General features: G+C 57.1%; 18 protein-coding genes and 2 pseudogenes. 8 read left to right on the plus strand and 12 right to left on the minus strand.

Going from position 1 to position 24117, the window contains the following annotated elements:
• Positions 1–10 precede the first annotated feature (10 nt).
• The 3 genes from AO388_RS03900 to AO388_RS03910 form a co-directional block, all read right to left on the minus strand.
• Positions 11–1690 carry a flavin monoamine oxidase family protein gene (locus tag AO388_RS03900; protein WP_003341224.1) on the minus strand — a complete coding sequence of 560 codons (1680 nt, stop codon included), beginning with the start codon at positions 1688–1690 and terminating at the stop codon, positions 11–13.
• Positions 1691–1841: 151 nt separating this feature from the next.
• A complete protein-coding gene (locus AO388_RS03905) occupies positions 1842–2303 on the minus strand; it encodes an Lrp/AsnC family transcriptional regulator (protein WP_002555556.1) in 462 nt (153 codons plus the stop codon).
• Between the two features lie 10 nt (positions 2304–2313).
• Positions 2314–3399, minus strand: a complete 1086-nt coding sequence (locus AO388_RS03910) for an FUSC family protein (RefSeq protein ID WP_058416072.1) — start codon at positions 3397–3399, stop codon at positions 2314–2316.
• A 254-nt stretch (positions 3400–3653) separates the two neighbouring features.
• On the opposite strand from AO388_RS03910, the gene AO388_RS29545 reads away from it, so the two are divergent.
• Positions 3654–3980: a hypothetical protein gene (locus AO388_RS29545; protein ID WP_236713894.1), complete on the plus strand. Its 327-nt coding sequence runs from the start codon at positions 3654–3656 to the stop codon at positions 3978–3980.
• Here AO388_RS29545 and AO388_RS03920 read toward each other — a convergent pair.
• Positions 3891–5021, minus strand: coding sequence for a Fic family protein (locus AO388_RS03920; RefSeq protein ID WP_003372383.1), 1131 nt, complete (start codon positions 5019–5021; stop codon positions 3891–3893). The genes AO388_RS29545 and AO388_RS03920 overlap by 90 nt on opposite strands.
• 140 nt (positions 5022–5161) lie before the next feature.
• Here AO388_RS03920 and AO388_RS03925 point away from each other — a divergent pair, with 140 nt between their 5' ends.
• The 3 genes from AO388_RS03925 (at position 5162) to AO388_RS03935 (ending at position 10587) form a co-directional block, all read left to right on the plus strand.
• Entirely contained in the window at positions 5162–5665 is a 504-nt protein-coding gene (locus AO388_RS03925) for a GNAT family N-acetyltransferase (protein ID WP_058416074.1), read from the plus strand.
• 252 nt (positions 5666–5917) lie between these two features.
• On the plus strand, positions 5918–9958 hold the full coding sequence (locus AO388_RS03930) for a Pls/PosA family non-ribosomal peptide synthetase (RefSeq protein WP_058416075.1): 4041 nt from the start codon (positions 5918–5920) through the stop codon (positions 9956–9958).
• Positions 9955–10587 carry a 4'-phosphopantetheinyl transferase family protein gene (locus AO388_RS03935; protein ID WP_058416076.1) on the plus strand — a complete coding sequence of 211 codons (633 nt, stop codon included), beginning with the start codon at positions 9955–9957 and terminating at the stop codon, positions 10585–10587. Before AO388_RS03930 ends, AO388_RS03935 begins: the two co-directional genes overlap by 4 nt.
• Positions 10588–10681: 94 nt before the next feature.
• Here the strand turns inward: AO388_RS03935 and AO388_RS03940 are convergent, their stop codons facing one another.
• From AO388_RS03940 to AO388_RS03950, 3 genes are read right to left on the minus strand one after another with little or no spacing between them, the layout of a single operon-like run.
• On the minus strand, positions 10682–11173 hold the full coding sequence (locus AO388_RS03940) for an addiction module antidote protein (protein WP_058396396.1): 492 nt from the start codon (positions 11171–11173) through the stop codon (positions 10682–10684).
• Complete coding sequence (locus tag AO388_RS03945; RefSeq protein ID WP_058416077.1) at positions 11166–11489, minus strand: type II toxin-antitoxin system RelE/ParE family toxin; 324 nt, start codon at positions 11487–11489, stop codon at positions 11166–11168. Before AO388_RS03945 ends, AO388_RS03940 begins: the two co-directional genes overlap by 8 nt.
• Positions 11490–11543: 54 nt before the next feature.
• Positions 11544–12137 carry an Sbal_3080 family lipoprotein gene (locus AO388_RS03950; RefSeq protein WP_058416078.1) on the minus strand — a complete coding sequence of 198 codons (594 nt, stop codon included), beginning with the start codon at positions 12135–12137 and terminating at the stop codon, positions 11544–11546.
• 356 nt (positions 12138–12493) lie between these two features.
• Between AO388_RS03950 and AO388_RS03955 the strand changes: the two are divergent.
• Together AO388_RS03955 and AO388_RS03960 are read left to right on the plus strand one after the other, a co-directional pair.
• Positions 12494–13272: pseudogene (locus AO388_RS03955) on the plus strand (AraC family ligand binding domain-containing protein).
• A gap of 49 nt (positions 13273–13321) precedes the next feature.
• Positions 13322–13897 (plus strand): LysE family translocator, encoded by a 576-nt coding sequence (locus tag AO388_RS03960; protein WP_058416079.1) that lies wholly within the window; start codon positions 13322–13324, stop codon positions 13895–13897.
• A 176-nt stretch (positions 13898–14073) separates the two neighbouring features.
• On the opposite strand, the gene AO388_RS03965 is transcribed toward AO388_RS03960, so the two are convergent.
• Complete coding sequence (locus AO388_RS03965; RefSeq protein ID WP_058416080.1) at positions 14074–14889, minus strand: formate/nitrite transporter family protein; 816 nt, start codon at positions 14887–14889, stop codon at positions 14074–14076.
• 443 nt (positions 14890–15332) lie between these two features.
• Here AO388_RS03965 and msrA point away from each other — a divergent pair, with 443 nt between their 5' ends.
• Positions 15333–15839 (plus strand): peptide-methionine (S)-S-oxide reductase MsrA, encoded by a 507-nt coding sequence (msrA, locus tag AO388_RS03970; RefSeq protein ID WP_003372371.1) that lies wholly within the window; start codon positions 15333–15335, stop codon positions 15837–15839.
• A 1115-nt stretch (positions 15840–16954) separates the two neighbouring features.
• A complete protein-coding gene (locus AO388_RS03980) occupies positions 16955–17650 on the plus strand; it encodes a hypothetical protein (RefSeq protein WP_055001504.1) in 696 nt (231 codons plus the stop codon).
• A gap of 393 nt (positions 17651–18043) precedes the next feature.
• Here AO388_RS03980 and AO388_RS03985 read toward each other — a convergent pair whose 3' ends face one another.
• The 4 genes and pseudogenes from AO388_RS03985 to AO388_RS27055 form a co-directional block, all read right to left on the minus strand.
• On the minus strand, positions 18044–19951 hold the full coding sequence (locus AO388_RS03985; RefSeq protein ID WP_442963818.1) for an SIR2 family protein: 1908 nt from the start codon (positions 19949–19951) through the stop codon (positions 18044–18046).
• 66 nt (positions 19952–20017) lie between these two features.
• Positions 20018–20224, minus strand: a pseudogene (locus AO388_RS30175) (IS66 family transposase); the annotation flags it as partial.
• 111 nt (positions 20225–20335) lie between these two features.
• Positions 20336–21430: a hypothetical protein gene (locus AO388_RS03990; RefSeq protein ID WP_058416081.1), complete on the minus strand. Its 1095-nt coding sequence runs from the start codon at positions 21428–21430 to the stop codon at positions 20336–20338.
• Complete coding sequence (locus AO388_RS27055; protein ID WP_083515757.1) at positions 21427–24078, minus strand: type IV secretory system conjugative DNA transfer family protein; 2652 nt, start codon at positions 24076–24078, stop codon at positions 21427–21429. The genes AO388_RS03990 and AO388_RS27055 overlap by 4 nt, the downstream gene beginning before the upstream one ends.
• Positions 24079–24117: the final 39 nt, after the last annotated feature.

The raw sequence follows: 24117 nt of genomic DNA on the forward strand, positions 1-24117 counted from the left end.
TTTCCTTCTTTCAGTCGCCCAGTGCAATCGGGCCGATTTCGTGGAACACATCACCGGGGCCGGGGTTCTCGGCGTGAGTTTTGCCGCCAAAGTGGTTCATGATGCCCCACACAGCATTCAGCGAAGTCTGCACAGCGCCTTCGACCCATGCCGGTGTCCAGGACACATCGTCGCCGGCGATGAACATGCCGCGCTGTTCGCTGGGCATGTCCTGCTGCATGAAGTGCGCGTACATGCGCTGGTTATAGCGGTAATGGCCCGGCAGCGCACCCTTGAAGGCACCCAGGAAGTGCGGATCGGCTTCCCATGACACGGTAATCGGATCACCGATGATCCGCGCTGCGATGTCCACTTTCGGGTAGATCTTCTTCAAGGCATCCAGCGCCAGCTTCACCCGCTTCTCGATGGGCTGCGGGAGCATCTTCAGTGCATCGCTCATCCACGAGTAGGACAGGCAGATCACGCCGGGCTTGTCGTCGCCGTTATCGAACAGGTAAGTGCCACGGGTCAGCCGGTCGGTGAGGGTCATGCTCATCAGGTCGCGGCCGGTTTCCGGGTCCTTGTCCTTCCAGAACGGGCGGTCGACCATCACGAACGTCTTTGACGACTGCATGTAGCGGGTGCGGTCCAGGGCCATCCACATTTTCTGCGAGAACAGCGACTCTTCGCACTCGATCTGCGTGGTCAGCAGCCAGCTCTGGCAGGTCGTCAACACGGCAGCGTATTGCCGGGTGTCGCCCCAATTATCGGTCACCGCAAAACTGCCATCCTCGGCGCGTGCGATGCGCTTCACGCCGGGACGTGGTGCGCCGCGGTGCAACGACGACAGGCTGGTGCCCTTGGGCCAGTGCGCGCAATGCTCGGGGACGTGGCTCCACAAGCCGACCGGCACTTGCTGCACGCCGCCGACGATCAGATGCTGGTGCTCATCGCAGTTGGTCATCACCACACGGAAGATTTCCAGCATCGAGTTGGGGAAGTCCGAATCCCAGCCGCCAGTGCCGAAGCCCACTTGGCCAAACACTTCGCGGTGAAAGAAAGACAGCTTGGCGAAGGCCTTGGAGGTCGCGACAAAGTCATAGAACGTGCGGTCGTCCCATAACGGCACCAGCTTGTTCCACAGCTCTTTGAGACGCGGCACATCGCGGTCACGGATCGCCTGCTGGATGTCACCGAATTGCGAGCCGCTTTCCAGTGCATCGGCCCAGGCGTCGGCGACTTCCTGAAACAGTGCCGGCAGGTCCGAGAGCATTTGTGCGTAGTAGGTGGTGCCTTCCAGGTCGATAACGGTGCTGCCGGACGCCGCGGTCAGCGGGTTGGGGAACGGCCTGGACTCAAGGCCCAGCTTGTCGACGTAATGGAAGAACGCTGTCGAGGACACCGGAAAGCGCATGCCGCCCAGTTCGGCCACGATGCCTTTGGCGCCTTCGAACTCCTGCGAGCGCAGGCGGCCACCCATTTTCGAGGCTTCGTACACCACCGGTTTGAGGCCCATCTTCATCAATTCGTAGGCCGCCACCAGACCGGCTATCCCGGCACCGATAATTGCCACTTCAGCACCGTGGTTCTCCACCGGAATGCTGCCCAGACCTTTCGGGTGCTCAATCCAGTCATCGAAGGCGAAGGGGAAGTCGGGGCCGAACATGGTGATCGGCTTTTTGCCGTTGGCGGGGTGACGGTTGTTCTTCATGACGGACCTTGATGGGCAACGGCGAAAAACAACAGTCTAGAGAAGGGCGGACACGTTAATAAGACGCAAAGTGTCGTCGATATGCTGTTTGTTTGGGCTAAGTGACGAATTTGCTGGTCAGTTTGTATCGCTGCTTGATAGAAGCGTGCAGTTACACCGGCTGGCCGCGGTCGATCTTGCTGCTGAGGATGATCGATGTCGTGGTCTTCTCGACACCATCCACGCTGCCGATCAGGTCCAGTAGCTGGTCCAGTTGCTCGGGAGAGTCCGTGCGCAGCCAGGCGACATAATCGAACTCGCCACTCACCGCACAGAGTTGCTGAACCTGCGCCATGGCACTGAGGCGCCGCAGCACCTCCTTGCCCGATCGAGGTTGCACGGTAATGCCGACATACGCCTGCAACCCGCCACTGACCACGCGCTGGCCAAGGCGCACGCCGTAACCGGTAATCACTTTGCTGCTTTCCAGGCGCGCCAGCCGCGAGGTCACGGTGGTACGCGCGATGCCCAGTTGCCGGGCCAGCATGGCGACGCTTTCGCGCGCATTGATTTGCAGCGCGGCAATCAGCTGGCGATCGATTTCATCCAGCACAGGCGGGCGGGTATCGGGCACGGGCGGTTCCTTAAAACTTCCAGCGTTTGGCGGTCTTGGCCAGACGTGCCTGCAGGCCGTCGAGGTTGAGCGCTAACTGCTGGGTCATCAAGTGGTAGCCCTTCAGCTCGGTAGGAATGACGGCTTTCACTGGTGGTGTTTCCGGCGTCTCCGGTATTTCGGTCGTGCGTTCCAGGCGCTCGGTGGCACCGGTTTGCAGCGCGCGCGCCATGCCGATCAGTTGCCGGCGAATCTGGCGGTAGTCAGCGTCCAACGATGCCTTGAGCGTATCGTCGGCAAGCTGATTCAGGTTCGCCGGGCGAATATTGGCGAGAATCTCCAGGGTGCTCAGGCACATGCGGAAGTGGCCCTGAATGGCGTCCAGCTCGACCATGGACATCTTCACTTCCTTGGACACCGACGGCAGCAGCGAGCGCAATTGCAGCATCGTGCCGTTGAGCCTAGCGGTCAGTTTCAAATGCTCATCCGCCGTCACTGGCTGGCCTTGCACAATGCGGCCGTAGACCTTGGCGCAGTCACGCAAACCACTGGCCAGGTTGTAGCGCCAGGAAAACACCGCATACAGCGGCAGGGCGAAGGAGAACGCCAGGGCCAGCGCGATACCAATCAGAATATCGACGGTACGCCACAGCCCGTCGCTGATCGGGTTGTAACCATGACCGGCGACGATGAACAGCGTGATCGCCGACAGCAGCGCGGTGTAACCCCCTTTGCCGATGGCGTGATAGGCGAAGAAACCGCACATCACCGACATCATTGCGTAGGTCAGCAACGGCATTTCCAGATAGCCCTGTTGAACCACCACGATCAGACCTAGACCGGCACCGATCAAGGTTCCGTAGGCCCGTTCGACCGACTTCTTGCCGATATTGCCGTGATGCTGCAAACCGCCGATCACGATCAGCATGGTCACCGATGCCCACTCACCGTGAGGCAGGTTGAGGCCGGTGGTCAGCAGGATAGTCACCAGCAAGCCCACCGCAATCCGCGCCGCGTGGATCAGCCGCGCATGCCGATAACGGCGATACGGGTCCAGCAAAGGACGCAGAACAGGGCGAAGCCAGGAGGGTATGAAAGCAGAGCGCGAATTCGTCATGCGTTAAGAGACCGCGAGGGTAGGGAAGAGATTCCCTGATTGGATGATGGCAGGCTTCAGTAAGCCACATTTTGATGGGGGATGGGTGGGGTATGTCGATGATCAGTGACGTGGCATTGCGCATTCTAGGTGTAGGAATGACGCGCTGAGGGCAGTAGTCACGATTTTATGAGTAGTTAAGGTGTCACTTAGTGAGGCTTTATGAGGATTAATGTGTTCTTTCGTGGGCTGTTATTTTCAGGTCCACACTTCCAATGTCAGTCGGCATCGAAGGGTCGCGGCTCAACCGAGGCAATCCGCTCAGTCAGCACGCTCACTTTGCCTTGAGCAAGGAACAAGCTGAGGCGGCGCTGGACGAGGTGGCCGGTTGGGAAGCCGAACTGCATGATTACTACAGCCAGTTCCTGTCCGGTGCGGAACTGGATGCTGCAGTCGATGCGACCAGTGGCGCACGTCTGAAGCGCTGGCAACTCCTTCTGCTGTGTAGGGTTCTACGGCAAGGGCCGATTGATCTGGTAACGAGTGCTGCGGCCTCCACCGGGCAGGCGAACCAGGCAGTTTTTGGCAAGCAGATCACTTAAGTGGCGGGTAGCGGTGGCCTTCGAGACCTTCGCCACTGCCTGATACTGCGCTGCGCTCAGACCGTTTTCAAAGCCACGCTCGCCGCCATCCAGCAGTCGATTCAGCACCTTGACCTGTTCGGCGTTCAGGTCGTTGTCGCGATGTAATTGCCAAAATCGCGTTTTTCCCAGTACTCGTTCTATATGAACCAAGGCGTTTTCAATGCTTTTCAACAATGTGCGCAGGAACCATTCCAGCCACTCGGTGATATCGGTCGTGCTTTTCTGACTGGTCTCCAGAACGTGGTAATAGCCGGCGCGGTCAGCAAGGATGCTGGCGGACATGGCAAACAGTCGTATGGCTTGCTGATCGCCCTGAGTCAGCGCCAGGTCTGTAATGGCCCGAGTCAGGCGACCATTGCCGTCGTCAAACGGATGCAGGGTTACAAACCAGAAATGCGCGATACCTGCCCGCACGAATGGATCGAGCGTCGGATCACTTTGACTGCCGGCAAACCAGTCGAGAAAATCTTCCAGCTGTTGCTCAAGTCCAGCCCGCGGTGGCGCTTCAAAATGCACGATGGGTCGATCAAGCCTCCCTGAGACCACTTGCATAGGTTCGTCGCTACGCAATTGACCAACCAGGATGCGAGCAGACACAAAGCTGTCCTCTTCCGGGAACAGCCAGCGATGCCAGGTACACAGACGTTGCAAGTCAAGTGGCTGATCATGACCACGTGTAGCGTCCAGCATCAGCTCGGCCAACCCCTCGCTGCGAGGGCTATGCTTGCCGTTATCGGCGATCCCCAGGCGGCGTGCCAGCGACGACCTGACAGAATCTGCATTCAGTCGCTCGCCTTCGATGGCGGACGAAGTGACGATATTCTGCAGCAGGGCATTCAAGCCCTCGCACATTTGCGCATCGCCACCCACTGCACCGCTCATACCCAGCAAGCGACCTTGAGCCTTGGCGCACGCTCGTATCAACGGTGCAAGGCGTTCTTCGCGCCAATGAAAGCGGGGCCAGTTCGGCTGTTGCCAGATCCAGAGATGTTCGGACATCGTATCCGCCTATGCAGTGAGCCGAATAAAAAGTTAATCGGCTCATGAGATGAGCCGATTGTGGTGATTATTCGGCTCACCGTCCAGACGTGCTCATCGGCGTCTGGTTTCGATGTCAGGCAGTCAGGGAGGAAAAGCGGATGGAATTTGATCTGCGTGTGTCGCAACACAGCGACCTGGAATCGTTACAACGCCTATCGGCGCGTGCGCGTCACCGGTACAAAAGCATTCCTTCCCTGGCGCATGTCGCCGAAAACCCTCCGCTGGGCGCAGACAGGTTCGAAGCCTGCCGGGTGGTGGTGGCTGCCAACAGGCGCAGCGGTGACGTCATCGGTTTTGCAGCCATGCGCTTGCTGGATGATTTCCTGTACCTGGACAACATCTCGGTCGAGCCTGGTGCATCCGGCAAGGGTGTCGGAAAAAGCCTGCTGGCGTCTGTCGAGGCGTACGCGCAGGTTTGCCAACTGCACGCGATAAGCCTGACGACATTTCGCGAGCCGCGCTGGAACGGTCCATGGTTTCGGCAACATGGCTTCCACCCGATGCTGGCAGAGCGTATTGGCGATGGACTGAGAGGCGTCATGGACCGTCAGGCGCAGTCTTTCAACCCCGCGACACGCGAGACCTTGTGGCGTCTGCTGTAACCCGCACAGCAATGTGGGCAATCCGCCACCTTCGTTTTGTTGTTCAAGATTCGTACAGCCAGCCTTTGCCATATTCGCCTTGCCAGCCTGTTCTCTTGCCTCGGTGAGAGCTGCAGTGCTCCAGCCAAAATGTATCAAAACGGACATATTCCGGACACGCAACGACCACAGAATTCGCGCCAATCGCTGACGGACCGGCTCATAACCAGAAAATCTCAGGCACCTCCTTCAGACGAGCTAATACCTGCTGCCATGAATAACCTGAACCTGTCGACGCTAGGCCAGAACGAACAATCGCTGGACGTGATTTACGGTCCAATCCAACCTGAGCTGCTACGTGAGGAGGTGCTGGCCGATTTGCTGGAAGCCAGTGCCCGGCGCAACCCGCAGCAAGTGGCGCTGATCTTCGGCGAGCACCGGATCAGTTATGGGGAGCTGGACCGGCAGGCTGATCAGGTGGCGTCTGCGCTGATCGGTGCGGGTGTTCGGCCGGGGCACATTGTCGGTCTGTGGTTGCCGCGCGGCATTGAGCTGCTGGTCATGCAGGCCGGTATTGCCAAGGCGGGCGCCGCGTGGCTGCCTCTGGATCAGGACACGCCGGTAGAGCGTCTGCAGGTTTGCCTGGACGACGCCAGCGCAGTCGGGCTGGTGTCCTGCGATGCGTTGATGCCGGTGCTGGCCGATACCGGTTTGAAGGTGTGGACTGCCGAACACCTGCTGGCGCCGACCGACGCAGCGTTGGTGCGTCGCAGTGGGGTGCTTCCCGACCATCCTGCCTATGTGATTTACACCTCCGGCTCCACGGGCAAGCCCAAGGGCATTCTGATTTCCCAGCGCAGCATCTGCCATTTTCTGCGCAGCGAGAACGCGATACTTGGCATTCGTGCCAGCGACCGGGTTTACCAGGGCTTTTCCGTGGCCTTCGACATGTCCTTCGAAGAAATCTGGATCGCTTATCTGGTGGGCGCGACGCTGTGGATAGGCCCGAAGGAAACCAGCGGTGACCCCGAAACCCTGCCGCGCCTGCTGAACGAGCAGCGCATCAGCGTCTTGCATGCGGTGCCCACTTTGCTGGCGCTGTTCAGCGAAGACGTTCCCGGCCTGCGCCTGATCAATCTGGGCGGCGAGATGTGTCCTGAGTCGCTGGTCGATCGCTGGGCCACGCCGAACCGGCAGATGTTCAACACCTATGGCCCTACCGAAGCCACCGTGTCGGCCAGCCTGGCGCGTCTGTCGCGCGGTCGCCCGGTGTCGATTGGCACACCGTTACCCAATTACGGGCTGTTGGTCATCGCCAATGACCCTGCGGTCGGGAGCACCCTGGCGCCCAGCCTGCTGCCGCGTGGCGAAGTCGGCGAGCTGTGCATCATCGGCCCCGGCCTGGCCGAGGGGTATCTTGGCCGGCCGGACCTGACCCAGGAAAAATTCCTGCCGAACCCATGGTCCACCGGCTATCACGATGCGCGCCTGTATCGAACCGGCGACCTTGCCCGGATCGACGACGAAGGGCAGGTGCAGTGCCTCGGGCGTGCCGACGATCAGGTAAAAATTCGCGGCTTTCGCGTCGAACTGGGCGAGATTGAATCGCTGTTGGCGCAACAGCCTGGCGTGGGCACCGTTGCCGTCCTGTTGCGCAACGAGGCGGGCGTTGATCAACTGATTGCTTATCTGGTGAGCGACACGTCGACGCCTTCCGCATTCACGAGTCAGTTGCGCAAAACTCTGCAGGCGCAGTTGCCGCCGTACATGGTGCCGGGACACTTCGAACTGCTCGACAGCATGCCGCGCCTCACGTCCGGCAAAATCGACCGCAAAACGCTCAAGGCCCGGCCGTTGACGGTGGATGCCAAGGCCGCCAGCGCAGAGTCCGATGTGGCGCAAACCGAAGGTGAGATCGCACTGTTTGCCGCGCTGAGCACACTGTTCCCCGGCATGCCGATCCGCCGCGATGCGGACTTTTTCACCGATCTGGGCGGGCATTCCTTCTTTGCCGCGCGTTTGGCCTCGGCGCTGCGGGCCAACCCGCGCTTCGCTCAAGTCACGGTGCGCGACATTTACCAGCATCGGCGTATCGGCGCGATTGCCGAAGTGCTGGATCAGGCGCCACAAGAGGTGGATGCGCCGGTGGACTGGACGCCTCCGTCAGCCTGGCGTCGCTGGCGCTGCGGCGTGGCCCAGGCGCTGGCATTGCCGGTCATGGTCAGCCTGCGCATGACCCAGTGGCTCGCACCGTTCTTTACCTATCACCTGCTCACCGGCTCGCCCGACGACTCTGTCGCATTGGCGACGCTGGCGTCGATCTCGGTATTCCTGATTGCTACCGTTCTGCAGTTTTTCATCGCGCTGGCAGCCAAGTGGCTGATCGTCGGCCGCCTGAAGCCTGGGATCTATCCGCTGTGGGGCGTTACCTATTTTCGCTGGTGGGCCGCAGACCGCATGGTCGAGTCGGCGCCGACTTATCTACTGAGCGGCTCCTCACTTTATCCCCTGTGGCTGCGCGCACTGGGCGCGAAGATCGGGCAGGACGTGATTATTGGCGGCGCTACAGTACGGGCTCATGACCTGCTGGAAATCGGCGACGGGGTCAGCGTCGGCAACGGTGTCAGCTTCGAAAACGCGCGCGTCGAGCGGGGTCAGTTGCATCTGGGCCTTATCGCCTTGCAGGACAATGCCTGTGTCGGCTCTTACGTGATCATGGAAGGCAATACGGCTGTAGGCCCGTGGGGGCATCTGGAAGCCCAGTCAGCCATGGCCGATGGTCGGGAGGTTCCGGCTGGGCGCATCTGGCAAGGCTCGCCAGCGCGTGATGTCGGCGCGTTCGATACGCTCGGCCAACCTGCGCGGCCTGTGACCAGCCCGGCGCGTTTACGGGCAGAAAAGCTGTTCTTCGTGTTCGGCGTTCTGCTGGTCGCGACGCTGTTCTTCATCCCGGTCTTCCCGACCTTTTTCCTGATCGACTGGTTCGACACGCAGAACGTCTTGCCATGGTTCGAGGGCAGTGGACCATTGGGACAACTGGCGCGCTATTTCCTGCTCGCGTTCCCGGCCAGTGCGGTGCTGATTGTCGCGACTGTTCTGGCGTCTGCGGCATTGCGCTGGGTCGTCTTCCCACGCCTCAAGCCGGGCCGTTATGAGGTGCACAGCAATACCTACTGCGCCAAGTGGCTGATCAGCCAGATTCAGGAAGCGAGCCTCAACGTGCTGTCCGGCATCTACGCCACGGTGTATTCGCCCTTCTGGTATCGACTGCTGGGCGCGAAAGTAGGGCGCGACGCCGAGATTTCCAGCGCACAGGGCGTCATCCCGGACATGCTGACCCTGGGCGATGAAACCTTTATCGCGGATGCGGTGATGCTCGGTGATGAGCGTATCGACGGCGGCTGGATGACCATGCAACCCACGGTCGTGTCGCATCGCAGCTTTGTCGGCAACGGCGGGTACATCGCGGACGGCACGGTACTGCCGGAAAACGTCCTGATCGGCGTCCATTCCTGCGCGCCGCACAATAGCAAAATGGTCGACGGCGACACCTGGCTGGGCTCACCACCGATCCACCTGCCTGCCCGCGAGCAGGTGAGTGGCGCTCCCGAATCACTGACCTTCAAGCCTTCACCGCTGCGCCGCCTGGCACGAGGACTGGTCGAAGGCGTGCGCATTGTCACCCCGCACGCGGTAGTGATCGCCGTCGGCTACACGGTGATGCTTGACCTGATGCCACTCGCCGACGACGAGCGCTGGGGCGCGGTGCTGGCCTACCTTGCAGTGATCGGCGTGGCGTACAGCGTGGGTAACTTTCTGCTGATCGCGGCCCTGAAATGGCTGGTGATGGGCCGCTATCGCAAACGCGCTGACCCGATGTGGACGCCCTTCGTATGGCTGTCGGAGGGCATCACCAGTCTGTACGAAGGCATGGCCGCACCGAACTTCATGCGCTACCTGCGCGGCACACCGTGGTTGCCACTGGCGTTCAATGTGCTCGGCTGCAGGATTGGTCGCGGGGTTTACATGGACACCACCGACATCACCGAATTCGACTGCGTCAGCATCGGCGCAGACAGCGAACTGAATGCCGGCGCCTGCCCGCAGACCCACCTGTTCGAAGACCGAATCATGAAGATTGATCACGTCAGCATCGGCGAGCGTGTGTACATGGGGCCACGCAGCGCCGTGCTGTATAGCGCTGTCGTCGGCAACGATGCGCACCTTGGCGCACTGACCCTGGTGATGAAGGGCGAGCATATCCCTGCCGCCAGCCGATGGGCCGGTTGCCCCGCGTCACCTGACAGGGCATGAAGTGCGGGGCGAGCTGGGTATTCGATGAAAATGGCCGGCTCGCCCCTCCAGAGTCCTTCCCTCGGCAGAATGTATTGCTGGTCAGCTGCGTCACCAGGCCAGGCTGTGCAAGAGATGAGGCCAGAAACCGCATTCGGGCTTGCGTGCGTATCGCCTTGGAGCAGTGGCTCGAATTGCCATCCGGGGCGATCACGTTCATCAGCGCCTCAGGTGTCGCGCCGCGATTGCTTATCGACGGGCTGCCGGAGCCCGGGTTTTCCATCAGCCACGAAGCCGGGTTCTCTCTTGCTGCCGTCAATCTCCACGGCGCAGTGGGCGTGGACTTGATGCAGGTTCAGGCGGTGCCGGACTGGCATGCTGTCGCGCAGGATTATTTGGGGGCTGAGGTTGCTACCCGTCTGTCAGGCATGCCCGAGTCGATTCGCCCAATTGCGTTCGCCAAGGCATGGTGCAGGCGCGAAGCGTTTTTGAAGTTGCACGGCTTGGCGCTTGAGGAATGGACGGCAGTGGGCGGGTTGCAGGGGGTGGGGGTTGAGGTTGAATTGGGGGAGGGGATGGTGGGTGTGGTGGCGTTGGGAGCGCTATGTGCTGATGCGTGCGTGCCGCTCTTCAAGCAAAAACATCAGTAAGATTTCCAGCAGGTCGTCACTACACGCCACACGTATTAGTAACACCATTGATTTGACTGCTGGCTTCCGCATCCGGAAGCCATGCCTGGACAGCTCACGCGCTGGCTACAGTGCTTTTCGCTGCGCGCTGGCCTTTATTGGCCTTGCCTGTGGTGCCCTCTCTGACAAGCTTAGGCTTTGCAGCAGCCTTGGCCGAGGCTACTTTTGCTGCTTGCCGCGGTTGCTTACTTGACCCGCTATCAACAGAATTCGTCGCAATTGGCTGCACGGTTAGCTCTACTCCAACGGCCTCCATCAGCTTTCTAATGGTGTCATAGCGAGTCTTCGCGCCGCCCTTAAGCGATTTATAAAGGCTTTCCCGATTAACCCCGGCATCTCGGGCAACCTTGTTCACTCCTTGCGCTTTCGCTACCTCGGACAAAGCCTTCATGAGTAATTCAGGATCTTTTGCCTTCATGCTTTCAGCAAGGTAAGCACTGATCGTTTCCGGATTGTCGAGAAAGCGGGAGGCTTCATAGCGGCTGGTACCGGATGTGTTGAGGTTGAGGATAGGCATCTCCTCTGGAGTTGATTTGATTTCAGTCATTTGATCTTACCCTCATGGCATTAAGAATCGCTTTCGCCTCCTTGATACCGCGTCTTTGGTCGGTTTTGTCACTACCCGAAAGCATAAGGTATTCGGCTTGACCCGAGCGTACGTAGTAAACACGATACCCTGGGCCTACAAAAACCCGCATTTCGCTTACGCCTTCGCCCACTGGTTCAGAGTCACCAAAGTTGCCTGCTTTGGCTCGATCCAAACGGACCAATACAGCAGCCTTGCCTTTTGCATCTTTCACACCGTCAAGCCAGTCATCGAACTGAGACGTGGTGCTTATGGTGTACTCGGTGGTATTCGTCATAGCTTTGAGTGTGGCCTATTGGCTACAGTTTGTCGAGTGGGCTGACATAAGGTCTTACTCAGCCATGATCTGGTTATAGCGCTTTTGATAGTCAGCATAGGGGAGTGCCTGCTCTTTGAGCAGATCAAGCTGTTGCTGCTGGTAAGCCTCTTTTGTCAGCGGCGATCTGCCGGCAACAGAGTTCGAACCTTTGGCTCCCTTCAGTCCGGCCGCGCCCTTTGGAAATAACTGATTAGTCATTTCGGTTATCTTTTTCTCGGCATCGATAAATTTATCGATTACGCGACCGCCACCCCAGCGTGAATCATACTCAGCCTGACCGACCTGCTGACCAAATTGATAAACGCGAATATCGGCGTAACTCATGTAGATCGCCATATCCCAGCTCCAGGTCCCGATATAAGTCGTTGTCAAAGGGCAACTGGATGGGCTGCTGCCCGGCGGGATTTGTCGTGTATGGAAGCCTTTCTCGGTCAGCAATCTTACGTAGGTTGTATTGAACCCCTCGCGCAGGCCATCGGCGGGAATCATGCAGATTTCCGGCGCCAGGTCCGAAGACAGCTCGACGGGAGTCACTGTTTGCTTGATGGTGCAACCAGACGCAAATACTGCTGATGCCAGAATCAGGGGGTTGTAAAGGGTGCGCATGGCGACCTCCTTGTCATGAGTTGGGCGGCGAAGGTATCACGGCTCGTGTGAGTTCACTCGTCCCGACTATGGAGAGGTCGATTTGCGCTTTTATTGACGGTTCGCCGCGGCCTTGAGTCTTTAAGGCTCTACCGAGCGTTGCGAGTGTTTGGCGAACTCATTGTGTCCGCCCCGACCGTATCACCAGCATCCCATGCACCTTCAAGGAAAGTCGGACCAGGAAGATGAATGCACGAATGTTCTAGACTCACCTCCTGACGTCAGCGATAACCAATCGCTTTCATCGATTCAGGTGTTTTATGCCTTCCACACACTGGATAGACCTCGCTCGCGACCTTGATACAGGCATCGAGACGCTGCACGCGCACTTTCAGGGGCATGCCTATGATCCCCATTGGCATGACAGCTATCTGGTGGGCGTTACCCGGCAAGGTGTGCAGCAGTTCAATTGCCGCCGTCAGCGCCATGCCAGCACGCCCGGGCAGGTGTTCACACTGGAACCGGGGAAATTCATCATGGCAATGCCCCGTGCGCCGAAGGGTTCACCTATCAGATGCTGTACCTGGACCCGCATTGGCTGAGCCGGGAGCTCAGTGGGTTGTTCGAACAGGCTCCCGACCAGCATCTGCCTTCTTTCGCCAACACCGTGCAAACCGAATCACGGCTGGCTCACGCGGTCACGTTCGCTTTCACGGCGCTGCACCAAAATGAGCTACGCATCGTTCGTCAAAGCGCGTTGGATGAATTACTGGCGCAGCTCATTGATCGGGTGCAATGGCGACGCATGACCGATCCCGATCCGCGCTTGCCGCAAGTGGCCTTGCGGGCGAGGGATTATCTGCACGCGCATCTGCATCAGGACGTGGGCATGAACGAGTTGGCAGCTATTTGTGGCGTCGACCGCTTTCGCCTGACGCGGGCGTTCAAGGCCGCCTTCGGCCTGCCGCCTCATGCATATCTGGTACAGCTGCGCCTGGCCAAGGCTCGTCGAATGCTGGCAGCTGGAATCTGGCCCGCTCAGGTGGCCAGCGATCTGGGCTTCGCTGACCAAAGCCATCTGGGCCGCTGGTTCATGCGCGCCTACGGACTGAGCCCGGCGGCCTATCGCTTGCGCTGCTCAAACCTTCCAGACTGATCCTGTGGTATGTCGCAGCATGGGCTTTTTCAGCCCTGGATTGCCGATCATGCTGCCTTTCCTACTGTTCGCCTTCGTCGCCTCGATCACCCCCGGCCCCACCAACATCCTGGTATTAAGCAACAGTGCCCGCTTCGGCTGGCGCGCCGTTGTACCGTTGATTCTGGGAGCCTGCACCGGCGCTGCACTGTTGGTGTTGCTCGTCGGCATGGGTGTCGGCCACTCACTGCTCGCGATCCCCAATGCTCAGCGCGTCATGGCATGGGTCGGCGTGCTGTGGCTGACTTGGCTGGCCTGGAAGATAGGTGCCAGCCCGACCGACTCAATCGAGCGGCAAAACCGCCTGCCGATGGGCTTTATCGGTGGCGCAGCACTGCAAGTAGTAAATCCCAAGACCTGGGTCATGGCGCTGGCGGTGGTCAGTGTATTCAGCCAGCGCAACCCGGTGTCTTACCTGGCGCTGGTGTTCTTTCTGATTTCCTTGCCCTGCCTCGGCAGCTGGGCGCTGATGGGCGCAGGCTCGGCCCGCTGGCTCACATCGCCTTGGCGAGTGCAGTGGATGAATCGAGTGCTGGCGGTTTTATTGCTGCTGGCGGCGTGGATCGGTTTTATGGACAGTGTCTGAACGTGTGCGGCATGGGTTGGCAGCAGGCACGCGAGGAGTCGGCTTCATTTCAAATCAAAGGCTGCTCTTGTCGAGCAACTCGACTATTTGCTTGTGACGTGAGTTTTGCTCTTCAACTTGCTGGTTTGCTCTGCGGTCGTCATCTCTTTTCACCGCAGAGCTTATATGGCGTCAGATTATTTCGGAGCTTGCGCGCCGCTGGTCCTGGACAGCTCAGCAGGTCGTGTTGCCGCATTGAAGAAAGCCAAATGATAGGCCAGGCCGACGAACACCGCGCCGCCCACCGCGTTACCCAAAAATACCGGGACGAAATTGTCGCCGAACTGCGCCCAGCTCAAGGCGCCGGCAAAGATCGCTGCAGGAATGACGAACATGTTGGCGACGATGTGCTGAAAGCCGATCGCGACGAATGCCATCACCGGAAACCACATGCCGACCACTTTACCGATCACGTCCTTGCTCGCGTAGCTGAGCCACACCGCCAGGCACACCAGCCAATTGCAGCCAATGCCGGAGATGAAGGCCTGTTCAAAGCTGGCCCCCACCTTTGCATTGGCGATGGCCACGGTCTTGGCCATGAAGGCGCCTTCAGTCAGCCCCACCACATGGCCGAAACAATAGGCGACGAACAGCGCGCCGATCAGGTTGGCCAGCGTCACCAGTACCCAGTTGCGCACCAACTGACCCAGACCGATACGCCCGGCGAACAGCGCCATGGGCAGGCTCATCATGTTGCCGGTCAGCAACTCGCCACCGGCCAGCACCACCAGAATCAGCCCGACCGGAAACACCACAGCGCCCAGCAGATTGCCCAGCGACGCCCACTCGTGAGGGATCATCGTGCTGACATGAATATCGAGAAGAAACCCGAGGGCAATGAAAGCCCCTGCCAGAAAGCCCAGGATCATCAATGACGGCAGGCCCAGGTGGGCCTTCTTGACGCCGCTTTCGACGGCAATTTCAGCGATTTGCTGCGGGGTGTTCAAAGACATGGTGGGCTCGTGCGTGGTCGTGGGCTGAGCGGGGGGATTAAAAGCTCAAGCGGTGCGCGCATCTGTCGCACCGGGAAACAACGTTACGGAATGTTTCGGAGGATGGCTAATCGGATGTTTTGATCGGGTGATTGAGAAGGTCGATGACTGGGGAGGATACTGTGGGGGGAGTGGGCTTATAGTGGTTTGGTTGGCAGGTTTGTAGGGGGTCAACTAAACCCGATCACTGAGTTGTCAGCGACCGAGCCATCTTGGAAACGCTGACTCAAGCGCTCAAGCCAGCCGATTCTGACGCAACGGTAGGCAACGGAGCAAGGCGCCAAGGCTTCTGTAAGACGTTTACTCGTTCCGCAACACGATCCTGTTTTTTACTTCATCCGGCTTGGTATTGCCCGGCATCACCCCATAACTATCCCTGTCTCCATAAACCGCAAGGACAGACCATGACCAACCCAACCGAAACCGCCATCCTTGCCGGCGGCTGCTTCTGGGGCATGCAAGATTTGTTGCGACGCTACCCCGGCGTGCTGCACACGCGAGTCGGCTACACCGGTGGTGACGTACCGAACGCCACCTACCGCAACCACGGCAATCATGCCGAAGCGATTGAGATCGTGTTTGACCCGGCGGTGATCAGCTACCGGCAGATTCTTGAGTTCTTTTTCCAGATCCATGACCCGAGCACGCCTAACCGGCAGGGTAATGATCTTGGGCCAAGCTATCGTTCGGCGATTTACTACCTGAGCGAACAGCAACGGGATATTGCCGAAGATACCGCGGCTGACGTGGACGCCTCCAAGCTGTGGCCGGGGCGTGTGGTCACGCAAATCGAGCCCGCCAGCGAGTTCTGGGAGGCGGAGCCGGAGCATCAGGATTATCTGGAGCGGATACCGAACGGTTATACCTGCCACTTCATCCGGCCAAACTGGAAGTTGCCCAAGCGGGCTTGAACCCGAATTGCATCGGGAAAGGCCGCGATAGGGGGAGAGCGCAAAAGCTGGCCTGACCCTGTCATGCAGGCAACTGTAGTGGTAAATCAGACACTTCTATCTGGCGATATTCTCGCCTGAATGAGTGTCTGGAGTTACTAGACCACTACAGGGCTGCATCTGAGAGGACCTCACCAGAAACACAAAAGCCGCGCAGTGCGCGGCTTTGAGTATGGTGGGCCCAAACGGACTCGAACCGTGCACCAAAGGATTATGAGTTGCCTAGAAACGCTGTGGGCCTTACAAAACTGTTCATAGGTTAACGTAGGCACACAAAGCTGAAAGCATTATAAACAGCGGGTTTGACGTAGTTTTGAGAAAGTAGTGAGAGCTTATGACTGTACCGGGTGTGTACCGAAATATTGAACCAGAATCACGCTCGTAAGGTTTCCATTCACATGTATTCAGTCACTTCAATTCTGCCATATGTCCTCCAAACCTCTTTCAATCCCATCCTGCGCAAAACTGCCTATGATTTTGAATGTGTGTTTTGGCTGGTCCTGGGCGTGTCCACTGGCTAACATGACGTGAGCAATTTTACGAAACGGAGATGTTCAATGAGGTCTGACCAAAGTCGTGTCGCTGAGAGAATTGCATTTGCCGCCGGGATCGCGCTGCTCGGATATGCCATAGCTAAAGGATTTTCAGATCAGATAGGCGTAGATATTTCCGCTGGAGGCAGACTGCTGTTCAGCATCCTCCTGTGTCTCAGTTTGGTAGGTTACGCGATATGGAATGAGCTCACGGACGGTTTCTTAGGGTGCAGGGCGCTTTTGCCTCTAGCGCTATCGACCTTGTGGAGCGGATTCTGGCCTGCCATGCAGTACTGGGGCGTCAAAGGCTTGTACTTCCCCGGGTTGTCCATCGAGCGTCTAGACGTGGAGTGGTGGGCTAGCACATACATGCAATGGGGAGGTTCCGCAGTGCTGCTTTTGGGGGGGTACGGGATCGCCTACTGGACCTGGAGAAGGTATTAATTCATATCAGAAAACACACTGCCGTCGACAGCTTGGAGCTACAGGCTGAGAATAAAGCTATGTCTATGCTGTGACTTATAGATTTGATTCGGAGTTGAAATGTGGTTGTTTGAACGCTTGTTTTATACGCCGCCGCCTCTTCCCACTCGCTCAGAGGATTTTTCAGACTACAGAGCGTGGTTTTTACACGCGGTAAAATTCACAAATGCCCAGGGCTTTAAGGTCGCAAAGCCAAATTGGCTCTCTTCCCCAATTAGCGAAAGCGATGACTTTCTGGATCGTGCTTTACTGACCGCAGGTGTTAGCGACGCCTCAAAGTCAGCTTTTCAGTGCCTTAAATGGAGCCATTTTCTCGCACCCCACATTGAGGCCTCTCTCGGTAGAAAAGTCTACGTCACCATCGGACAGCTTTGGAGAGGAGACACGGTTGCATTCAATCCATCTTGGGAAGATTTGAAACGTTGGTGTAAGAGAGGAATTTCACTTGCAGATATTTCTTCTCAAGGCAGGCAGGGGATTAATTTGCACGTTTGGCTGACAGTTGAAAGCGGTCAAATAATTGATGTCAGTTTACCTAGCTCACTGGCTAGGATTTTTCCCGACAAGGAGTATGGGAAGTACCTTGGAGGGATGATATGGGGTATTCCTCCGCAGATGTATGGTGACTATTTTTACCTGCCTATGGCCGTTGGGTCTAGTTTCGCAGAGGCAATTGGTAGCTGCTCTGAGTTGAAATTAATCGCTCGTAATTCTAATGAGCTGAACGAGTATCAGTATGCGTTTGTGAGAAACTGAGTGGAGACCCGCGATCCTAAGTTATCTGCTCTCCAAGCTAGATAAGGCTCGCAGCACGCTTCGTAGTCTTTCTCAGATCAGCGTTCAACCAGAACCAGCGAGATCGGGCTATCAGAAACGGCTAGCGTTGAGCTGCTCTGATCTATGGAGTCGTTTAGATGAATCGAGATCTCGCCGTGATGAAGAACTCCCAACCCCAAGTATTTTCGCGCGCGAAAATACTTGGCTGCTGGTGATATCCAGCGCGACAAGTCACCCTGGATCTCACCAGCTCATTTGTTCACCGCGAAGTAAACGAACGGTGTCCACGCTCGGCTGACGCTTACCCTAACGGTTGCGGGTCGCTATGAGCAGTGATCCATGATCTGAATTTAGGGAAGCCTTGGAGCGCCTTTACCACCTGCTCATTCGGCCTAATCCTTCTAAGAAACGCTGGAGGTAGCTCTCACTGCCATAGGCAAAGCCGGCAGCAAGCAAGGGCGCGTTGAACTCCGGCGTAGAGTATTCCTGAGCAAAGCGCGAGATTGTCTCCGAGTGCCACGACAGACGACCCATCGCGATGTTTCGAAATTGACTCTGCTGGATTCGATTATTGAGCTCTTCTTCATTGACGCCGTTCGTTTGAGCGAAGAACAGCAGGTTCAGAAACTCGAAACGCTCGTACAGCAGCTCGGGATCCTGCACTCCGGCGAACGAGGGTGCCCATTTGCAGGTAATGAGGCTGGCCAGGCGATTGGATAGCGGTGTACGGGCGTTGCTCTGATCCTCTAAGGTTTTCCAGTGCGCCAGCAGCCCGTTGCCGGCCTCTAAATAGAACGGTGACAACTCATAACCAATCAATCCTGGTTGCTCACGGCGGTTAATGACGGTTGAATTGAGCAGGGTATATAGAACGTCAAGGCGATTTGCACGGGTCAGGCCCAGTGAATAGCCAAGAACGACCAACGCAGCTGGGTAGTTCTTCAGGGCGAGCCAGTGGGTATAGCCAGCCTGCCCCCTATGAGCTTCTGCATATAGTCCTTTAACGGCATCCAGTACGAGACTCAGCTCATCACCTGTGCCCCATCGACCTAGCACTGAAGCAAGGCGGGCGATTGGTTCTGCAATAGCCTCGTACTCTGGAACCCAATCACTGAACGCCTGGGTTCTCACATCACCCTGTCCTGCAAATAGAGGTACAAAATCAGCAATACTCTGTCGAGTTTGAGCCGTGACTAGGTCGTCGAGCTGGATTCTGTGTTCAGGCCGGTCCATGAAGCGTTTTGCCATGGCGATCATCAGCTCGACGCTCGCCGGATTGGGCTGGCGGGATTTTTGAATGGTCTCAAGCTTCAGGTTAAGGGCATCGAAGAACGTATCCGCATCAGTCCCACTAACCACCGAAGCGCGGCGTCGTGCGACCAACTCTTGGCCGCGCTCAGACACACCTCCTCGGGCGAGCCAGTAGGTTGGGTAGCGTCGGGAAGGGGCGCGTAGAAACGCGGCCCTCAAGGCGTGATCCCATTCTCCTGACCAGCCGGCGACGATCAACCCGAACTCATCGATTATGCGGTCGAGCAGAGTGTTGAATTCAGTGGGGTAGTCGCCCAGTTCAACATCCGTATTTAGAATCCGGGCGTCCTTGTAATCGCCATGGATTTTGAGGATGAAGCACTGGGAATGGGCGAGCGGTTCTGCTCCTGCCAGGGTGTCGACCGAACTCACGATAGTGGGCTCGATGCCGGCATCACGCAGTGCGTTTTCCATCAGCCTGTCGAAGTTGGTGGTCACAATGACCCGCACGTGTCCAGCACGCACCATTTCTGCGATAGCTCGATGAGCCCTGGTGGGTACTTTTAAACCGTCCTCCAGCTCTTGGGCTGTAGGCTCAAGGAAGCTCTGCACAATGGCTCTGCGTTCGCTCTGCGTGCCCGCTAAGGTCTCCAGCAGAGTGGAATAGTTAGGCTGCTCTCCTGTCTGACCTAGATACCAAGCATACCAATCCTCTTGCTCGCCGACACCTGAGGCAATACCGGCACGTTTGACTAGCTCCATGGTGATCTCCCAGCCGGTTGGAATACCGGCGGCGCGGGATACTCCTGAGCCTAGGAGTAACGCGTACACTCCCTTGTTCTCATATACAGAGAATGCAAGCTGGGTAGTGGGGTCATTGGCGATCATGGGCATAGAGTCTTCCTTGTAATCGGGGTAGCAACGTATGTCACGAAGTTGCCAGCCCTGTTCTGGGTGGGGGCATTCTAGCCAAAGGCCATCACTTGTGTAGTGATCGTACCTATCGAATTCGAATAAGCTTCCGGGCATCCCTTCTTGCGCAACTAAGCGGGTTGCCACCGATGCGGCAACAACTCCCCGATTCCATTTGCCCGCTGCGTCGACCAGCGGCTGCAATTGCACACCGCAAACGCCGACCCAACTGGCGAGCGTTGAGCGAGGTATCGCAAGACCGGCCCGACCGAAGATTTGCTCCTGGCGGTACAGCGGTAAATGATCGGCGTATTTCGCGATCATCACCTGGGCCATCAGCCCGGCAGTCGGGATGTCTTTGTCGATGACCTGTGCCGGTATGCGTGTTTGCCGTTCGCTTACATCGCGAAGATTAGGTTTTGAATCCTCTGTGATTTTCGCGCGCGCGAAAATGAGGAGATCTTTCGAAAGTAGATACAGCAAATCGCTCTGTGACGGCTATCAATTTCTAGCCCCCGTTAGCGGGTTGTAACCTTGGGCCGCACATCTGGCTCTTGCCATGATGCTGGCCGTACATTCTCTTTGTTTCGCCTCGGCTGCAGCTTCCGATTGCCGTTTTGCCGCAGCTAGTCGGCGCTCTGAATCTTGCTCTGCTCGGCGTGTAGCCTCGGCAGCTACGCTGGCTTGGCGATCAGTGTCCCGTTGGCGTTGGATAGATAGACGCTGTGCTTTCTGTTGCTCACGTTCCGCCTGCAGCTCTGCTTGTCGGGCGTCTCTCTCTGCCTGACGTGCCTGATTCTGAGCTTCCAACTTTGCCTGTTGTTTCTGCTGTTCTGCGTTTCGCTCTGCTTTACGGATTGCGCTGCTGAGCTCGTCAATGGGAGCTTTAGGCTTGGGCTGCTGCCGCTCGTACAGCTGTTCTCCACCGTCATAATCGAAAGCTTGCTCTGCTGCTGGCCCGGGCACGCCTGCCTTGTCGCCGTTCAGTTGCACATCCAGGCGATGAACCATGCTCTCTGTCTGGGCCTGGAGCTTGAATCCTTCCTGCAGTACAGGCAGCGCATCAAGCAATCCGTCTGAAAGCCTTTGGTACTCAAATCGTGAGGGGCGTTTAACCTCAAGAGCATCGAGATACCTTTTCCCTTCAGCGCTCAGCGGTATCTGCAGTTTCGTTAACCCTTTAAATGGCGAAGCTGCGATCACTTGTTGAGCCTGATCGTATTGTTCCTGCTGCAATACCGCTTTCTGAAGTATCTGCTCCTTACTCAAGGGCTTGACCAAGGACAGCTGGGCTTGAAGTTCAGTCGTTTGTGCGGTCGCCACTTGTCGCAGCCATTCAGGTTGGTCTGCCATCAAGCCCTGGAGGCGTGAGAGTGCTGTCTGTGTGTGTTGCGCCGATTGGTCGATCAACTGGTTCACGGCTTCAATGCGTTGAATCGCTTCGTCCGCTTTCATCGCAGGGTACCGGTAACCATAAACGAATGCGGCCAATAGCAGAGCCAAGGCTAGCAAGGTCGCCGGGGAAGTTGACCCTGGCCAATACCAATGGCCCTCCGCTTCACGCATCAACGGCATATAGATTTCGGTAGTTTTCATGCTGCATCCCCCGCTTGTTTCGGATACAGGCGGATCACATCACGGCGTTGGATTCGTCCGCGGTTGATGACTGCGATAGCGGTACCTGGTATGGCCAAGAGGGTGTCGATCTCATCGGGCGAGATGAGTGGGGATAGCTCTAGCTGGAGTGCTGGTCGCGGTGGTGCCTGATTTGGATCATCAGGCACCACCATTCCATCCAGCCAGTTCATAGCTTTGGGGGTCCACTGACGATGCCAGAGTCCTATCGCATAAGATAGCCGTGGCGCGCCGAAGCGATTCTGGCGATGCAGCGTGGTCGACTGCATTGCTTGACCAGTACCAGAGTTAGCGTACAGACCAAAATCGCTAGCGGCGTCAGGTAGCCCCTGAAAGCTTTGTGTCGAAGCCTTCCATACATTACCGACCCGCTTGGAAACGTAGCTGTTTGAGTCATCTGTACGGGGGGCTAAAGCTATGATGCTGGCAAGGTTGCCGAGCATCTGTACCGCGCCGTCGCGCTCCAGGCGCTTATACAAACCGTCGACGTTTTGTGTCGCAAACATCAGATACAGGCCAAGGCTGCGTGCGACCGGAACAGTTTCCAGATCCGCTTTGGTCAACAGGTTCTGAACCTCGTCAGCGGCGAGCAGAACAGGCCTATGGCCTTCCAAGCCCTGCCAACTGTCGCCGCGTTTTTTTACCGCATCGTAGACTCTGCGCATGCATATAGCTGAGATGGCCACCCCGCCAATGCCATATTCCGATTCTGGTAGCAGAAGCCCAATTTTCTGACCGGTCATAACATTTTCAACTCTGAACTCAGTGTCAGTTGTGTTGACCCACGGACCAAGCTTCTCTTGGAGCAGGATGTTGCCCAGCCAGGTTCGAAGCATGTTGCTGATACAGCCGGCAGTCTTCTCCGGAAAATCGGGGTACTCCAGCAGCCAGTAATGAGCTGCGGCAAGCAGCCGGCCACTACCGTCAATTTCGCTAGAAATAGGGTCGAGCCAGTCCGCGCGTTCTTGGTGGCCGGCTAAGCAGAACTGTTGGATCTGCGTCAGCGTGTATGGCAGGTTGGGATGGGCTTCTACCAAGATCGCCGCCATGCGCAGCATGAGGCGTGCAGAGTCACGCCAGAAGGTATCCCCTTTTCCGTCGTCGCATACGTCGGGGAGCACATCAGCCAATGCATCTGGCGTCATACCAGAAATTGGATTGAACGGGCCGTGATCCGGGCTGATGAGTGTGTATCCTTCTGTTCCGTCAAATTCGAGGGGCAGTGCTCCTTTGCCATCGAGTACTAGAAGCCCCCCTAGATCGCCATCAATCCATTGTTTGGTAAGGGGGCGAATGACGCCTGAGGTTTTACCTGTGCCGCTAGCTCCTAATACGCCGACGTGGGTAGCCAAGTCCGTTACGGACAGGCCGAACGGGATGCCGGCCTCAGTAGGCGATAGTGGGTCACGTCGTTGCGCTAGGAGACCAGTACTGGTTCCAAGGTGGATAAACGGAGAGCCATCCTTTTTGGCGTTTCGGATCTGCTCAGTACGTGCCTCCTCAAGATGCTGGAAGTACGCCCGTCCGACCTTGTCGACTAATAGCTCCGTACCACTTTCACGCACTGCTTGATCGAGCCGCATTGCGCGAACCTTAAGTGGAGATTTGGCCGTGAAGGTGAGATAGATCGCGAAAGCCCACATCCCGATAACGTAGACCCAGTTAATCACTTGTGCGTCCAGCCGAACAAAAGCATCCAGGTGTTCTCGATAGGACGCAGAGAGCCCAAAAATTATTAGCAGTGGGATGATCACGACCTTCAGTGCGAAGAAGAGTACGGACGAATCTTTTTCCTGCTGCCCAGATTTGGATTGCTCGTGATCGCGGGGAATCCAGAACGCCATTTTTTGCCAGACCAAAAGGGAGAAATAATCCAAGACCGCAAGCATGGGCGATGAGGTCGCAAGGACTGGAGATAGCATGACTAAGCCCATCAGCACGAGCACAGCCTTAGTGATCATCCACTCTGCGCGAACGGCTGAAAACTCTAGGTCAGTAGCTAGTACTTGCCCCGCTACAGATTGGCCGTCGGAATCAGTTACCAATAGTCGGGCACGGTCTTTCAGATCGAGCGGAGTTTCTGGCTCTAAATCACGAATGACGCAGCGACTGATTACGCTTTTCACTGAGTCGATTTCATCCTGACGCACTGGCATTTTTGGCAGGAATAACTGGGCAATCAGTGGACCGAATATTGTTGCGGAACAACACAGAAAAAAGCTGAGCCAGACGGTGCCTGTCAGCACCAAGGGAATGAGCTTGTCGCTTGTTGTAGTGCCAGCTGCATTCACCAGCATGTAGGTAATTAGCAGCCCAGCCATCATCAGCATTGGGACGACTAGCCAGGTTCGCTTTGCCCAGATACGTTGAGCGAGAAACACACCTATTTGCGACAGCGAGAGCCGCTGGGCCATTCTTTCGATTTCGTCATCTGATAAGCCGTCATGCTCATTATCAGTACCTACAATCCAATATACCTGCGGGTCTAGGACATCCTCATATTTTCGACCAATGACTGCTCGCATCATTTTTTGCTCTCGATGTAAAAGCCAGTGCCTTACCTTCGATACAGGATCATCAAAAAATTTACTTTTCGCTAAAAAGCTCATGTCTACTGCCTGCTAGGTTTATTGACGTGTGGACGGGGC

The organism is Pseudomonas sp. ICMP 10191, assembly GCF_001467335.1.
GTDB classification, from domain to species: Bacteria; Pseudomonadota; Gammaproteobacteria; order Pseudomonadales; family Pseudomonadaceae; genus Aquipseudomonas; species Aquipseudomonas cerasi.

Bases quoted from the DNA above. Each gene is read 5' to 3' on its own strand.
- AO388_RS03900 (WP_003341224.1), bottom strand. From the start codon at position 1,690: ATGAAGAACAACCGTCACCCCGCCAACGGCAAAAAGCCGATCACCATG.
- AO388_RS03985 (WP_442963818.1), bottom strand. From the start codon at position 19,951: ATGCCCGGAAGCTTATTCGAATTCGATAGGTACGATCACTACACAAGT.
- AO388_RS03950 (WP_058416078.1), bottom strand. From the start codon at position 12,137: ATGCGCACCCTTTACAACCCCCTGATTCTGGCATCAGCAGTATTTGCG.
- AO388_RS03930 (WP_058416075.1), top strand. From the start codon at position 5,918: ATGAATAACCTGAACCTGTCGACGCTAGGCCAGAACGAACAATCGCTG.
- msrA (WP_003372371.1), top strand. From the start codon at position 15,333: ATGACCAACCCAACCGAAACCGCCATCCTTGCCGGCGGCTGCTTCTGG.
- AO388_RS03980 (WP_055001504.1), top strand. From the start codon at position 16,955: ATGTGGTTGTTTGAACGCTTGTTTTATACGCCGCCGCCTCTTCCCACT.
- AO388_RS03925 (WP_058416074.1), top strand. From the start codon at position 5,162: ATGGAATTTGATCTGCGTGTGTCGCAACACAGCGACCTGGAATCGTTA.
- AO388_RS03960 (WP_058416079.1), top strand. From the start codon at position 13,322: ATGCTGCCTTTCCTACTGTTCGCCTTCGTCGCCTCGATCACCCCCGGC.
- AO388_RS03940 (WP_058396396.1), bottom strand. From the start codon at position 11,173: ATGACTGAAATCAAATCAACTCCAGAGGAGATGCCTATCCTCAACCTC.
- AO388_RS03910 (WP_058416072.1), bottom strand. From the start codon at position 3,399: ATGACGAATTCGCGCTCTGCTTTCATACCCTCCTGGCTTCGCCCTGTT.
- AO388_RS27055 (WP_083515757.1), bottom strand. From the start codon at position 24,078: ATGAGCTTTTTAGCGAAAAGTAAATTTTTTGATGATCCTGTATCGAAG.
- AO388_RS03935 (WP_058416076.1), top strand. From the start codon at position 9,955: ATGAAGTGCGGGGCGAGCTGGGTATTCGATGAAAATGGCCGGCTCGCC.
- AO388_RS03965 (WP_058416080.1), bottom strand. From the start codon at position 14,889: ATGTCTTTGAACACCCCGCAGCAAATCGCTGAAATTGCCGTCGAAAGC.
- AO388_RS03920 (WP_003372383.1), bottom strand. From the start codon at position 5,021: ATGTCCGAACATCTCTGGATCTGGCAACAGCCGAACTGGCCCCGCTTT.
- AO388_RS03990 (WP_058416081.1), bottom strand. From the start codon at position 21,430: ATGAAAACTACCGAAATCTATATGCCGTTGATGCGTGAAGCGGAGGGC.
- AO388_RS29545 (WP_236713894.1), top strand. From the start codon at position 3,654: ATGTCAGTCGGCATCGAAGGGTCGCGGCTCAACCGAGGCAATCCGCTC.
- AO388_RS03945 (WP_058416077.1), bottom strand. From the start codon at position 11,489: ATGACGAATACCACCGAGTACACCATAAGCACCACGTCTCAGTTCGAT.